This is a genomic window from Micromonospora sp. WMMD956, assembly GCF_029626125.1.
Classification (GTDB): domain Bacteria; phylum Actinomycetota; class Actinomycetes; order Mycobacteriales; family Micromonosporaceae; genus Micromonospora; species Micromonospora carbonacea.
Window position 1 is genome coordinate 4,920,290 of the sequence record NZ_JARUBI010000005.1, and the last position, 12,702, is coordinate 4,932,991.

Consider the following 12,702-nt stretch of genomic DNA (forward strand, 5'->3'; position numbering starts at 1 on the left):
CCGCCCGATCCGGGGCGGGCCGGCCGGGTCCGGCGACGGTGTCGGGCCGCCCTCGTAGACTCGCCGGATGACTTCCCCCAGCGACACGCTCGCCGAGACTCCGCTGGGCGTGCTCCGGCGGGTCTTCGGCTACGACGCCTTCCGGGGCGAGCAGCAGGAGATCATCGACCACGTGGTCGGCGGCGGCGACGCCCTGGTCCTCATGCCCACCGGCGGCGGCAAGTCGCTGTGTTACCAGATCCCCGCGCTGGTGCGCGACGGCGTCGCGGTGGTCGTCTCCCCGCTGATCGCCCTCATGCAGGACCAGGTGGACGCGCTCACCGCCGTCGGGGCGCGCGCCGGCTTCCTCAACTCCACCCTCGACCCCGACGCCCGCCGTCTCGTCGAGGCGCAGTTCGTCGCCGGGGAGCTGGACCTGCTCTACCTCGCCCCCGAGGCGCTGGGCAGCGGGGGCACGCTGCGACTGCTCGACCGGGGCCGCATCGCGCTGTTCGCCATCGACGAGGCGCACTGCGTGGCGCAGTGGGGCCACGACTTCCGCCCCGACTATCTCGCGTTGTCGATGCTGCACGAGCGCTGGCCCGACGTGCCGCGCATCGCGCTGACCGCCACCGCCACCTCCGAGACCGCGAAGGAGATCGCCACCCGGCTCGACCTCACCGGGGCGCGGCACTTCGTGGCCAGCTTCGACCGGCCCAACATCCAGTACCGGATCGTGGCCAAGCGGGAGCCCCGCAAGCAACTGCTCGACCTGATCCGCGCCGAGCACCCGGGCGACGCCGGGATCGTCTACTGCCTGTCCCGCGCCTCGGTCGACAAGACCGCCGAGTTCCTCGTCGCCAACGGCGTCGCCGCGCTGCCCTACCACGCGGGGCTCGACGCGGCGACCCGCGCCGACCACCAGAAGCGGTTCCTGCGCGACGACGGCCTGGTCATGGTCGCCACCATCGCCTTCGGCATGGGCATCGACAAGCCCGACGTGCGGTTCGTCGCCCACCTCGACCTGCCGCGCTCCGTGGAGGGCTACTACCAGGAGACCGGCCGCGCCGGCCGCGACGGCCTGCCGTCGACGGCCTGGCTGGCGTACGGGTTGCAGGACGTGGTGCAGCAGCGCAAGATGATCGACTCCTCGGAGGGCGACGCGGCGCACCGGCGGGTGCTCGCCGCCCACCTCGACGCCATGCTCGCCCTCTGCGAGACCGTCGAGTGCCGCCGGGTGCGGCTGCTCAGCTACTTCGGGCAGGCGAGCGGGCCGTGCGGCAACTGCGACACCTGCCTGGAGCCGCCCGAGTCGTGGGACGGCACGATCGCCGCCCAGAAGCTGCTGTCGACGGTGCTGCGGCTGCACCGCGAACGCAACCAGAAGTTCGGCGCGGGCCAGTGCATCGACATCCTGCTCGGCCGGCGCACCGAGAAGGTCGTCCAGCACCGGCACGACTCGCTGACCGTGTTCGGCATCGGCGAGGAGCTGAGCGAGGCCGAGTGGCGGGGCGTCGTGCGGCAGCTCCTCGCGCAGGGCCTGCTGGCCGTCGAGGGCGACTACGGCACGCTCGTGCTCACCGACGCCAGCGCCGAGGTGCTGGGCCGCCGCCGGCCGGTGCCGATGCGCCGCGAGACCGTCCGGCCGCCGAAGGCGCGGTCGGCGGCGAAGGCCCGCCCCGGCGCGGCGGCGGTCGTCGAGCTGTCCGCCGAGGCCGAGCCCGTGTTCGAGCGGCTGCGCGCCTGGCGGGCGGCCACGGCCAAGGAGCAGGGCGTGCCCGCGTACGTGGTGTTCCACGACGCCACGCTGCGGCAGATCGCCGCCGATCCGCCGTCGACGCTGGACGAGCTGGCCCGGGTCAACGGCGTCGGCGAGGCCAAGCTCGCCCGCTACGGCGAGCAGCTCCTCGCCGCCCTGGGGTAAAGGAAGGGCACCTTGTTAACGCATTCTGTAGAGCAGGGGCCCCTTCCTAACGTCTTCGGCTGGCCCGGCCGCCCCGGGTTCTGCCGTCGGCAGATCCGCTGCGGGTGAACACCCGTCGCGGCGGGGCCCCTGCCCGGGGCAGGGTGGAGCGATGAGACTCCTGGTGCTGGGCGGGACGGGCTTCGTGGGCGGGGCGACGGTAGCCGAGGCGGTGCGCCGCGGCTGGTCGGTGACGGTGTTCAACCGGGGGGTGAGCGCCGCGCCGCCGGCGGGCGTACACCGGTTGCGGGGTGACCGGGACGCGCCCGGCGGGCTCGCCGCGCTGGCCGGCGGCGAGTGGGACCTCGTCGTCGACACCTGGGACGGCACGCCCCGCGCGGTCGGCGACGCCGCCCGCGCCCTGCGCGACCGGGCCGGCTGGTTCGGGTACGTCTCCAGCGGCTCCGTCTACGCCCGGCCGGTCCCGCACGGCGTCGGCGAGGATGCGCCCACCGTCGCCGCGGAGCCCGACGCCGTCGACGGCTCCTACGCGCAGTTCAAGGCCGGCGGGGAACGGGCCGCGACGGCGGTGTTCGGCGACCGGGCGCTGCTGGCCCGCGCCGGGCTGATCCTCGGCCCCGGGGAGGACATCGGCCGGCTGCCCTGGTGGCTGCACCGGGTCGCCCGGGGCGGCGACGTGCTCGCCCCCGGCCCGGTCGACCTGCCCCTGCAATACGTCGACGTCCGCGACCTGGCGGCGTGGCTGCTGGACCGGGGCGTGGCGGGCGACGGCGGGGCGTACAACGTGCTGTCGCGGACCGGGCACGCGACGATGGGTGAGCTGCTCGACGCCTGTGTGGCCGTCACCGGCTCGACCGCCCGGCTGCGCTGGACCGACCCGGACACGGTCCTCGCCGCCGGGGTGGAACCGTGGAACGACCTGCCGATCTGGGTCCCCGTCGGGCACGAGTACCGCTGGTTGCAGGAGCGCGGGGTGCAGCGGGCGCACGCCACGGGGCTGACCTGCCGGCCGGTGGCCGGGACCGTCGCCGACACCTGGGCCTGGCTGCGCGCGGTCGGTGGCGTGCCGCCGCGCGCCGGTCGTCCGGCCCGCCCGCCGGTGGGCCTGGACCCGCAGCGGGAGGCCGCCCTGCTCGCCGCCGTCGGCTGACCGGTCGTTCGCGGCGCGACGATCTGGAATGCTTCGGCCATGCCCTCCTTTCCGCCCACCTTCGCCGACCAGGTCATCGCACAGCCGGCCCGTGCCCAGTTCGAGGCATTCATCGACGAGCACCGCAGTGCACTCAACCACTGCCTGGACGGGCTGACTGAGGAACAGGCGCGCCGATCGCTGGTGCCCTCCCGGACCACGCTGCTGGGCCTGGTGAAGCACGCGACCTTCGTCGAGAGGGTCTGGTTCGACGAGGCCATCACCTGCCGGCCGCGCGTCGAGCTCGGCCTCCCCGCGGCCTCGGAGGACTCGTTCCTCCTCGACGACGGTGACACGATCGCCAGCGTCCAGCAGGCGCACCGCGAAGCCTGCGAGGCGGCCAGACGGGCGACGTCGTCCCTGGACCTGGACGACATCCTGCGTGGCAACCGGCGGGGCCCGCTGCCGCTGCGGTGGGTCTATCTGCACGTGCTGCGCGAACTCGCCCAGCACTGCGGGCACGCCGACATCCTCCGGGAGCAGATCCTCGACGACTAGGGCGCGAACGCCGCCGGGGGCGTCGGCGGGTCGCGGCCGTCCCACACCGACGGCCGCGACCCGCCGCACCCGGGGCGGGGCTGGTCCCGGTGACCCCGCCACGGGTGCCGCCGCACCACGGACCGGGGCCCGCCGCAGGCCGACTCCGCAACGTCAGCCGCCGGCGGCGCACCCCGGTCCGGGCGGTCAGGGGTGGGTGCCGATCTGGTCGGCCTCGCCCTCGCCGATGCCGTACTGCCGCTCGGCGGGCGGGATGCCGTAGAAGCAGACGCTGTCGATCTGCCCGGCGGTCTCGTTCGCCACCGACGAGCCGAAGCTCACGTAGCGGTAGCCCCGGTCGGACTTCGCGCCGTCGATCCCGGCCTCGGTGACCTTCATGCTGATCCGGTTGTTCCAGCCCCGCACGTAGTCGATCATCTTGTACGGGTTGCGCTCGCCGCCGCCGTCCGCGCCGCGCGTGAGGTACGTCGAGCTGTAGCAGTGCACCGTCACCACGTCCGGCTGGTACGGGCCGGAGAGCATCCCGCCCAGCCCGTCGCCGGTGTCCCGGACGAACGAGTCGAAGTAGCCGCCGGAGCTGCCGGTGAAGCCGGTGCCGTCGCCGGACCACCGGCCCGCCGGCATGTTGACCGCCCAGAGCAGGTTGCCCCGGTCCTGCGACGGCTTGTTGTCGCGGATCGTCGCCAGCCGGTTCCACCGGGCCAGCCACGGGTTGGTCGGCTGGTGCCAGTCCGGCTCGTTGCCGAGCTCCCACACGAACAGGGTGTTCGGGTGCGCGTCGATGTAGGGCAGCAGCAGGCTGAGCTGGTGGCGGGCCAGGTTCGGGTCGGGGTCCTCCGACGACTGGATGATCATCTCGGTGAGCCCGGTGCCGCGCAGCGCGTCGAGCTGCGAGTCGCTGAACCGCCGGTTGTACGGGTCGCCCCAGAACATCGAGATCCGGGCGGTCTGCGGGCGCATCCGGCGCAGGATGTCGACCTTGCGGCTGAAGTCGATGTTGTTGCTGGCGTCGCCGGGCGAGACGACGGCACCCCACTTCATGTAGTAGGCGGCCGAGGCGGGCCGGGCGTCGCCGAGGACGCCGCCGACGGTCAGCGCGGCGGCGGACGCCCCGACGCCGCCGAGGAAGCCGCGCCGGGACAGCCCCGGGCGGTCCCCGGCGGGGATGGAACGGTCGGTCATTGGAGCCTCCCCAGGTCCGGTGGGCACGACACGCGCCCGCCGTCCACCCTCCCCGGTGGATGGTCCCCGGCCCTCTCAGCCCGCTCTCACCCCACTCGCACGAGCGCTGCGAGCAGCGGGAGCAGCAGCAGCCGGCCCCGCCCGGCGGCTCTCACCCCGCCCGCACCTCGCCGAGCAGGCGCAGCGCCCGCTCCCGTTCGCCGTCCTCACCGTGCTCGCGGCACAGGGCGAGGCAGTAGCGCAGCGCCGACCGGGCCGCCGGCAACCGGCCCAACGCCAGGTACGCCGCGCCGAGGCGGCGCAGCGCGATCAGCTCGCCGATGCCGTCGCCGACCTCCCGGGCCCCGGCGACCGCCTCCGTCAGCTCGGCCACCGCCCGCTCGTGCGCGCCCGTACGCAGATGCAGCTCGCCCAGGTGCCCCAGGGAGATCGCCTCGCCCCGCCGGTAGCCCAGCTCCCGGCACAGCCCGAGGGCCCGCGCCAGCAGCGCCTCGGCGTCGGCGTCCGCGCCGCGCCCGCCGAGCACCAGGGCCAGGCTCGTCGACGTGTACGCCTCCCCGAACCGGTCGCCCAGCTCCCCGAAGATCGCCAGCGCCTGCCGGAACGCCGCCTCCGCGGGCCCGGGCCGCCCGGCCACCCGGTGCGCCGCGCCGACGCCGAACAGCACCTGCGCCTGGCCGGCCCGGTCGCCGAGCTCCACCGTGATCGCCTTCGCCCGGCTCAGCGCGGCCATCGCCTCGGCGTCGCGCCGCTGGAGCCGGTAGGCGGTGCCCGCCGCGCGCAGCGCCAGCGCCTGCCCCCTGCGCTCGCCGAGCCGCTCGAACCGGGCCAGCGCCGCGTCGAAGCAGGCCAGCGCGTCGTCGAGGCGGTCGAGGTTGAGGTGCCGCTCGCCGAGGGACCGCAGCAGCCAGGCCCGGCCCGCGTCGGCGTCGGCGGCCACGCAGGCGTCCAGGGCCGCCGTCGTCGCGCCGGCCCAGTCGTCGAGGTGCTCGCGCAGCTCGAACAGCCGGCCCAGGGTGTTGGCGAGGTTCCACGCCGGCTCGACCAGCCCGGCGGCCGCGGCCCGCCGCACCGTCCCGACCAGCATGCCCCGGGACGCCTCGAACCAGGCCACCGGGTCGCCGAGCAGGGCGTCGCGTTCGGCCGCCGTCCACCGCGACCAGCGCGGGGCGGCGCCGGCCACCCCCCGCCGGAAACCCCCGCCGGTACGCCGGTACGCCTCGTCGGCCAGCGTCAGCCACCCGCCGGTGAGCCGCCCCAGCGCCGCCGTCCGCTCACCGGGCGCGCCGTCGGCGTCCAGCAGCTCCCGCGCGTACGCCCGGACCAGGTCGTGCAGCCGGTAGCCGCCGCCGTCGGCGTCCACCAGGCGGGCCTCGACGAGCCGCTCGGTCAGCTCCTCGCCCTCGGTCGGCGAGCGGTCCAGCAGCGCGGCGGCCGCCCAGCCCGGCACCCGGGGCAGGTCCACCCCGCCGAGCAGCCGCAGCAGCCGCCGCTCGGTCGGGTCCAGCTCGTGGTAGCTGGTGGCGAGGCTGGAGCGCACCGCCAGGTCCCCGGTGCGCAGCACGTCGAGGCGGGCCCGCTCGTCGGCGAGCTGCCCGGCCAGCTTCGCCACCGGCCAGTGCGGCCGGGCGGCCAGCCGCGCCCCGGCGATCCGGATGGCCAGCGGCAGGTATCCGCAGCGTTCGGCGACCCGCAGGCAGTCGGCGTGCTCGGCGGCGACCCGGCCGTCGCCGATCGCGTGCCGCAGCAGGTCCACGGCCTCGTCGGCGGCGAACACGCCGAGGTCGACGTGGTGCGCGCCGGGCAGCGCGGTGAGCCGGCGACGGGCGGTCACCAGCACCGCGCAGCCCGGCTCGGCCGGCAGCAGCGGCCGGAGCTGGTTCTCCCCGGCGGCGTTGTCCAGCACCACGAGCAGCCGTCGCCCGGCCGTGCGGGCCCGGAACAGCGCCGCCCGCTCGTCGGTGTCGGCCGGCACCGCCCGGGGATCCTCGCCGAGCGCGTGCAGGAACCGGCCCAGCACGGTCGACGGGTCGTGCGGCTCGCCGCCGCCGCGCAGGTCGACGAAGAGCTGCCCGTCGCCGAACCGGTCCCGCACCAGGTGCGCGACGTGGACCGCGAGGGTCGTCTTGCCGCTGCCGGCCGCGCCGGACACCACCACGACGGGCGGCGCGGCCGGCTGCCCGGCGTCCGCGGCGGGGCCGTCGGCCGGCGGCGCGGCCAGCAGGGCGGCCAGCCGGGACGCGAGGTCGTGCCGGCCGACGAAGTCGGCGGCGTCCATCGGCAACTGGGCCGCCGGGGGCGCGGTCGGCGGCGGCGCCGGGGCGGGTTCGGCGGCGTCCAGCAGGGGGTCGCCGTCGAGGATGCGCCGGTGCAGCTCCCGCAGCCCCCGACCGGGTTCCAGGCCCAGCTCCGCCACGGTCGCCGCCCGGCCCCGCCGGTACGTCTCCAGCGCCTCGGCCCGCCGGCCGGTGCGGTGCAGCGCGAGCATCAGCCGTTCCCGCAGCTCCTCCCGCAGCGGCTCGGCGTCGACCATCCGGTGCAGGGCGGGGATGAGCTCGGCGTGCCGGCCGAGGGCGAACTCGACGTCCACCCGGTCGCGCTCCACGGCCAGGCGCAGCTCGGTGAGCTCCGCCACGGCGGCGGGGAACCCGGCGGCGTGCGGGTCGCCCGGCAGGCGCACGTCGGCCAGGACCGGGCCGCGCCACAGGGCCAGCGCCTCGCCGTAGCGGCGGGCCGCCTCGGCCGCCCGGCCCGACCGGGCCAGCGCGGCGGCCTCGGCCGCGCCGGCGGCGAACACCCGTGCGTCGAGGTCGGCGTCGGCGACGGTGAGCCGGTAGCCGCCGGGGCGGGTGACGATGGCGTCGTCGCCGAGCACCCGGCGCAGCCGCCAGATCAGCGTCTGCACCTGCCCGATGGCCGTGTCGGGCGGCGCGTCGCCCCACAGCGCGCCGAGGATCTGCGCCAGCCCGGTGTCCCGGCCGGCGTTGACCAGCAGGACGGCCAGCAGCGCCCGCTGCCTGCCGCTGCGCGGGGTGACCGTCCGCCCGGCCACGGTCACCTCGAGCGGCCCGAGTATCGCGAAGCTGGCCATCGGCCGGCACCGTACCACCGCCGGCCCAGCCGGGGGTGGGGGTCGCCGGCGGGCGGCGCACGCCCCCGGCGACCCCCGCCTCAGGCCCGGACGACCGGCACGTCCAGCACCTCGTCGACGCTGCGGCGGGGGGTCGGCGAGCCGGGCTGGCCGTAGCCGATCCGCATCACCATCTGCGGGGTGCCGAACCGGCCCAGGGACAGCCGCAGGGCCTCCCGCGCCCCCGGCACCTCGATCGGCTGGGACATCATCGACACGCCCAGCCCGGCGTCGGTGGCGGTGAGCAGCACCCGTTGCAGGGCCTGCCCGGCCACGACCTGATCGGTGGTGGTGTTGCCGGCGGTGCCGAGCACCGCCACCAGCGGCTCCGGCTCGAAGTCGCGCCCCGGCGCGCGGCTGCGCCCGCTGAAGCTGCGGCTGGGCAGCAGGTCCTGCGGCTCGCCCAGCGGCCCGCCGGCGGCGGCCGGCACCCCGTCGGGCGCGGGCGCGCTGCGCACCCACTCGGCCAGCTCCGCCCGGTAGGCGGGGTCGCGTTCCAGGACCCGGTTGGCGCTGCGGGCGACCTCGGCGAACGCGTTGACCGCGCTGACCCCGATCACTAGCTCCAGCCAGCCCTGCTCGGCGCGGGCCGCCTCGCCGAGCCGCCACCGCACGTCGGCCGGCACCGGGTCGGGCCAGAACGGGGCCCGGTTGCTGAACCGGTGCGGGATGACGCCGTACAGCATCTGCTCGGCCGGGGAGGGCCGGCGCGGCACGTCCGGAATCAACCGGGCCAGCACGTCGGGCTCCGCCGGGTACGGGCGCAGCCGCACCGTCGCCGGGGTGCCCGCCACGGCCAGCGACAGCCGCAGGTTGAACAGGGCCGCCCCGCAGGCGAGCCGGGCGCCCCAGCCGCTCGGGTCGGTCGCCGGCAGGCGGCGCTCGCGGTCCAGCAGCACCTCGATGCCGCCGTCGCGCAGCCGGAACCGCCACGGCTGGCTGTTGTGCAGCGACGGGGCGCGCACGGCGTCGGCTGCGGCGGCCCTGAGCTGCCCGACGGTGAATCCGGTCTCCATCATGATCCCTCCCGTGGCAGTCGTGCCGCCCCGTCTGGTCCACCTCCACGGTGCGTGAACACGGCGGTCGGCGGGCAGGGCCGGACGTCCCGTCTGCGCCGGGACCCCCAGCCCGGCGCGGCGCGGGGGCGGTAGGGACCTTCGGCCCGTGCGGGCACCGGCCCGAGGGGGTAGAAACGAGGGATGATCCGGGTGTTCCTGCTCGACGACCACGAGGTCGTCCGTCGTGGCCTTGCCGACCTGCTCACCAACAGCGGCGACATCGAGGTGGTGGGGGAGTCGGGCTCCGCCCAGGAGGCGGCCCGCCGCATCCCCGCGCTGCGGCCCGACGTGGCGATTCTCGACGCCCGGCTGCCCGACGGCAACGGCATCGACGTGTGCCGCGACATCCGCGCCGTCGACTCGTCGATCAAGGGCCTGATCCTCACCTCGTACGAGGACGACGAGGCGCTGTTCGCGGCGATCATGGCCGGCGCGTCGGGCTACGTGCTCAAGCAGATCCGGGGCACCGACCTGGTCGACGCGGTGCGCCGGGTCGCCGCCGGCCAGTCCCTGCTCGACCCGGCGATCACGACCCGCGTGCTGGAGCGCATCCGCAGCGGCGTGGAGCAGCCCCGCGAGCTGAAGACCCTCACCGAGCAGGAGCGGCGCATCCTGGAGTACGTCGCGGAGGGCCTGACCAACCGGGAGATCGCCGGCAAGATGTTCCTCGCCGAGAAGACGGTGAAGAACTACGTCTCCAGCGTGCTCGCCAAGCTGGGCCTGGAACGGCGCACCCAGGCGGCCGTGCTGGCGACCCGCCTGCTCGGCAAGGCGCACTGACCGGCCGCCGGCACCCGTCGGGCCGGTCGTCGCGCCGGGTCAGTCGTCGCGCAGCGGGGCCGTCCAGCGCAGCTCGGTGCCGTGCGGGGTCACCGGGCGCACCTCGAAGTCGCCGCCGTGGCGTTCGGCGCGCTCGCGCAGGTTGACCAGGCCGCCCCGCGCGGCGGCCGGGTCGCAGCCCCGGCCGTCGTCGGCGACCGTGACCGTGACCCAGCCGCCCTCCACCCGCACGCCCACCGCGACCCGGCTCGCCTCGGCGTGGCGTACGGCGTTGGACAGCGCCTCGCGGAGCACGGCCGTGAGGTCGGGGCGGACCGGCTCGGGCACGGCGCTGTCGATCGGGCCGGTCAGCTCCAGCGACGGCCGGAAGCCCAGCGACTCGGCGGCCAGGTCGACGGCCTCGCGGATCTCGGTGCGCAGCGCCGCGCTCATCGGGGTGCGCAGCTCGAAGATCGTGCGCCGGATGTCCCGGATGGTGGCGTCGAGGTCGTCGACGGCCGCGTTGATCCGCTTGGCCACCTCGGGGCGGGCGTTCATCGCGCCGCTCTGTAGTTGCAGGCCGGTGGCGAACAGCCGCTGGATCACCACGTCGTGCAGGTCCCGGGCGATGCGCTCGCGGTCCTCCAGGACCACCAGCAGCTCCCGCTCCTCCTGCCCCCGGGCCCGCTCCATGGCCAGCGCCGCCTGCCCGGCGAAGCTGCCCAGCAGCGCCACGTCGTCGTCGGTGGCCCCGCCCCGGTCCGGCGGGTAGGCGATCACCAGGACCCCGTGCAGCGTGTCGGCGGCGGCCAGCGGGGAGACCACCGCCGGCCCGGCGGTCACCGGCGTCGGCCACGGCGCGGCCTCGGCCAGGCTCTCCACCAGCGTGTGCCGCCGGTCGGTGACCGACTCGGCGAAGCTGGTCTCGCCGGCGGGCAGCAGCGCGCCGACCAGCCCCCGGGTGGACCCGTCGGCCCCGCCCGGCGCGTCGACGCCGTCGACCACCTCGACGGTGAACTGGCCGGCGTCCTCGTCGTAGAGCAGCACCACGGCCAGCTCCGCCTCGGCGACCTCCCGGGCCCGCCGGGCCACCAGCGCCAGCGCGTCGGTGCGCCGCACCTCGCCCAGCAGCACCGAGGTGATCTCGGCGGTGGCCGCCAGCCAGCGTTCCCGGCGGTGGGCCAGCGCGTAGAGCCGGGCGTTCTCGATCGCGACGCCGGCCGCGGCGGCCAACGCCACCACGATCTCCTCGTCGTCCTCGGTGAACTCGGGCGCGCCCTGCTTCTCGGCCAGGTAGAGGTTGCCGAAGACCTGCTCGCGGATGCGCACCGGCACCCCGAGGAAGCTGTGCATCGGCGGGTGGTGCGGCGGGAAACCGTACGACTTGGGATGCTTGGTGATGTCGGGCATCCGCACCGGGCGGGGCTCGTCGATGAGCAGGCCGAGCACGCCGCGGCCGTGCGGCAGGTCGCCGATCTTCGCGTGCAGCTCGGCGTCGATGCCGTGGGTGATGAAGTCGTGCAGCAGCCGGTCGGGGCCGATCACCCCGAGGGCGCCGTACTTCGCGCCGACCAGCTCGCACGCCGCCGCCACGATCCGTTGCAGCGTGCTGCGCAGGTCGAGGTCGGTGCCGATGCCGACCACCGCGTCGAGCAGGGCCCGCAGCCGCTCCCGGCTGGTGACCACCTCGCCGACCCGGTCCAGCATCTCCTGGAGCAGCTCGTCGAGGCGGACCCGGGACAGCGGGCTCAACCCCAGCGACGGCGCGACCGGCTCGTGCCTCGGGTTCGGTGCGTTCACCCGGCGATGTTATCGCCCGGCGGACGCACCGGCCCAGCCTCGCCCACCCGTCCCGGCTGCCGGGTCACGCACCCGGCCCGCGCACCGCCGACGTGTCGACGATCTGCTCCGCGGGCAGCCGGGGGGTGTGCGGCGGACCGGCGTGCTCCGGGTCCGCGATCCCCATCCGCAGCACGAGGTACGGGTACCCGAGGCCGGCGAGCACCTGCCGCAGGGTCTGCCGGGTGCCCTCCACCTCGACGACGCCCGACAGCGGCACCATCGACACGCCCAGCCGGGTCGCCGTCAGCCACCCCGCCGACAGCGCCTCGCCGGCCCGCAGCCAGCTGTCCGGCTCGTCCTCGTCGCCGAAGAGCACCCCGTAGGCCGCCGCCCGGTCGTGGCCCGCCCCGATCGGCAGGGTGCCCGGGCGGCCGAAGTCCCGGCCCGGCACGGTGGTCTGCTGCGCCTGCTCGGGCAGCACCTCCGGCGGCAGGCCCGTGCCGGTGCCCGCCCGGCTCGTCCAGTAGTCCAGCTCCTCGCGCAGCTGCGAATCCTCCGCCTCCACCGACCCGGCGTGCGAGGCCGCGGCGGCCAGCTCCATCACCTGATCGAAGTTGAGCACCTGGAGCCGCGCGCCCTCGGCGGAGACCGCCGCGGCGATGTCGCCGAGCGCGGCCGTCGGCACCGGCTCGTCGCTGACCGGCCGGCGGTCGGTGTGCCGCACCTGCATGCACTGCACCACCCGCATGGCGTCGGGGTCGGCCTCGACGCGCTTGAGGTCGCCGATCCGGGCCAGCAGCTCCGCGTCGCCCGGGTCGGGCAGCCGCTCCACCACGAACGCCCAGCCCTCGGCGGCGAGGGCCACCCGGGCGTGGTGCAGCGCCGCGCCGCAGCTCACCGCCAGCAGCCGGCCCTCCGGGTCGGTGGCGGCGAGCTGACGGTCCCGCACCACGCGCAGCTCCAACGCGTCGGGCAGCACCCGCCAGCGCCACGGCTGCGTGTTGTGCACCGAGGGCGCGTGGCCGGCCGTCGCGGCGGCCTCCGCGAGCGCGGTGGTCAGCGGGCGGTCCGTCGCCGGCGTCTCGTGGCTCATCGTCACGACCTTTCGTCTCAGCCCATCGTGCCCCACCGCGCGGTGCCCCGGGCGGGGTTGCCGCTCCATCCTGCGGCACCGGCACCCCCGGACGCACGGTACGCAGGT

Annotated in this window: 9 protein-coding genes; 4 read left to right on the top strand and 5 right to left on the bottom strand. The window is 76.1% G+C overall.

The window, feature by feature from the left end; translation table 11 throughout:
* The first annotated feature begins 67 nt into the window (after positions 1 to 67).
* From recQ to O7628_RS22250, 3 genes are all read left to right on the top strand, one after another.
* Complete coding sequence (gene recQ, locus O7628_RS22240) at positions 68 to 1,903, top strand: DNA helicase RecQ (RefSeq protein WP_278133318.1); 1,836 nt, start codon at positions 68 to 70, stop codon at positions 1,901 to 1,903.
* A gap of 151 nt (positions 1,904 to 2,054) precedes the next feature.
* The gene (locus O7628_RS22245; RefSeq protein WP_278133319.1) at positions 2,055 to 3,053 is read left to right on the top strand and encodes an NAD-dependent epimerase/dehydratase family protein; all 999 of its coding nucleotides are present in this window, start codon (positions 2,055 to 2,057) and stop codon (positions 3,051 to 3,053) included.
* Positions 3,054 to 3,092: 39 nt separating this feature from the next.
* On the top strand, positions 3,093 to 3,590 hold the full coding sequence (locus O7628_RS22250) for a DinB family protein (RefSeq protein ID WP_278133320.1): 498 nt from the start codon (positions 3,093 to 3,095) through the stop codon (positions 3,588 to 3,590).
* A gap of 186 nt (positions 3,591 to 3,776) precedes the next feature.
* On the opposite strand, the gene O7628_RS22255 is transcribed toward O7628_RS22250, so the two are convergent.
* From O7628_RS22255 to O7628_RS22265, 3 genes are all read right to left on the bottom strand, one after another.
* Complete coding sequence (locus tag O7628_RS22255; protein ID WP_278133322.1) at positions 3,777 to 4,772, bottom strand: twin-arginine translocation signal domain-containing protein; 996 nt, start codon at positions 4,770 to 4,772, stop codon at positions 3,777 to 3,779.
* A 151-nt stretch (positions 4,773 to 4,923) separates the two neighbouring features.
* Positions 4,924 to 7,863: an AfsR/SARP family transcriptional regulator gene (locus O7628_RS22260; protein ID WP_278133324.1), complete on the bottom strand. Its 2,940-nt coding sequence runs from the start codon at positions 7,861 to 7,863 to the stop codon at positions 4,924 to 4,926.
* An 80-nt stretch (positions 7,864 to 7,943) separates the two neighbouring features.
* Entirely contained in the window at positions 7,944 to 8,918 is a 975-nt protein-coding gene (locus O7628_RS22265; protein ID WP_278136382.1) for a nitroreductase family protein, read from the bottom strand.
* Between the two features lie 183 nt (positions 8,919 to 9,101).
* On the opposite strand from O7628_RS22265, the gene O7628_RS22270 reads away from it, so the two are divergent.
* A complete protein-coding gene (locus tag O7628_RS22270) occupies positions 9,102 to 9,740 on the top strand; it encodes a response regulator transcription factor (RefSeq protein WP_043962597.1) in 639 nt (212 codons plus the stop codon).
* A 39-nt stretch (positions 9,741 to 9,779) separates the two neighbouring features.
* On the opposite strand, the gene O7628_RS22275 is transcribed toward O7628_RS22270, so the two are convergent.
* Positions 9,780 to 11,471, bottom strand: coding sequence for a GAF domain-containing sensor histidine kinase (locus tag O7628_RS22275; protein ID WP_278136383.1), 1,692 nt, complete (start codon positions 11,469 to 11,471; stop codon positions 9,780 to 9,782).
* Positions 11,472 to 11,583: 112 nt separating this feature from the next.
* Positions 11,584 to 12,663 carry a nitroreductase gene (locus O7628_RS22280; RefSeq protein ID WP_278133325.1) on the bottom strand — a complete coding sequence of 360 codons (1,080 nt, stop codon included), beginning with the start codon at positions 12,661 to 12,663 and terminating at the stop codon, positions 11,584 to 11,586.
* Between the last annotated feature and the right edge of the window lie 39 nt (positions 12,664 to 12,702).

What these genes read in the sequence shown, in the direction of transcription:
- O7628_RS22255 (WP_278133322.1), bottom strand. Translation starts at nt 4,772, where the DNA reads ATGACCGACCGTTCCATCCCCGCCGGGGACCGCCCGGGGCTGTCCCGG.
- O7628_RS22260 (WP_278133324.1), bottom strand. Translation starts at nt 7,863, where the DNA reads ATGGCCAGCTTCGCGATACTCGGGCCGCTCGAGGTGACCGTGGCCGGG.
- O7628_RS22265 (WP_278136382.1), bottom strand. Translation starts at nt 8,918, where the DNA reads ATGGAGACCGGATTCACCGTCGGGCAGCTCAGGGCCGCCGCAGCCGAC.
- O7628_RS22250 (WP_278133320.1), top strand. Translation starts at nt 3,093, where the DNA reads ATGCCCTCCTTTCCGCCCACCTTCGCCGACCAGGTCATCGCACAGCCG.
- recQ (WP_278133318.1), top strand. Translation starts at nt 68, where the DNA reads ATGACTTCCCCCAGCGACACGCTCGCCGAGACTCCGCTGGGCGTGCTC.
- O7628_RS22280 (WP_278133325.1), bottom strand. Translation starts at nt 12,663, where the DNA reads ATGGAGCGGCAACCCCGCCCGGGGCACCGCGCGGTGGGGCACGATGGG.
- O7628_RS22245 (WP_278133319.1), top strand. Translation starts at nt 2,055, where the DNA reads ATGAGACTCCTGGTGCTGGGCGGGACGGGCTTCGTGGGCGGGGCGACG.
- O7628_RS22270 (WP_043962597.1), top strand. Translation starts at nt 9,102, where the DNA reads ATGATCCGGGTGTTCCTGCTCGACGACCACGAGGTCGTCCGTCGTGGC.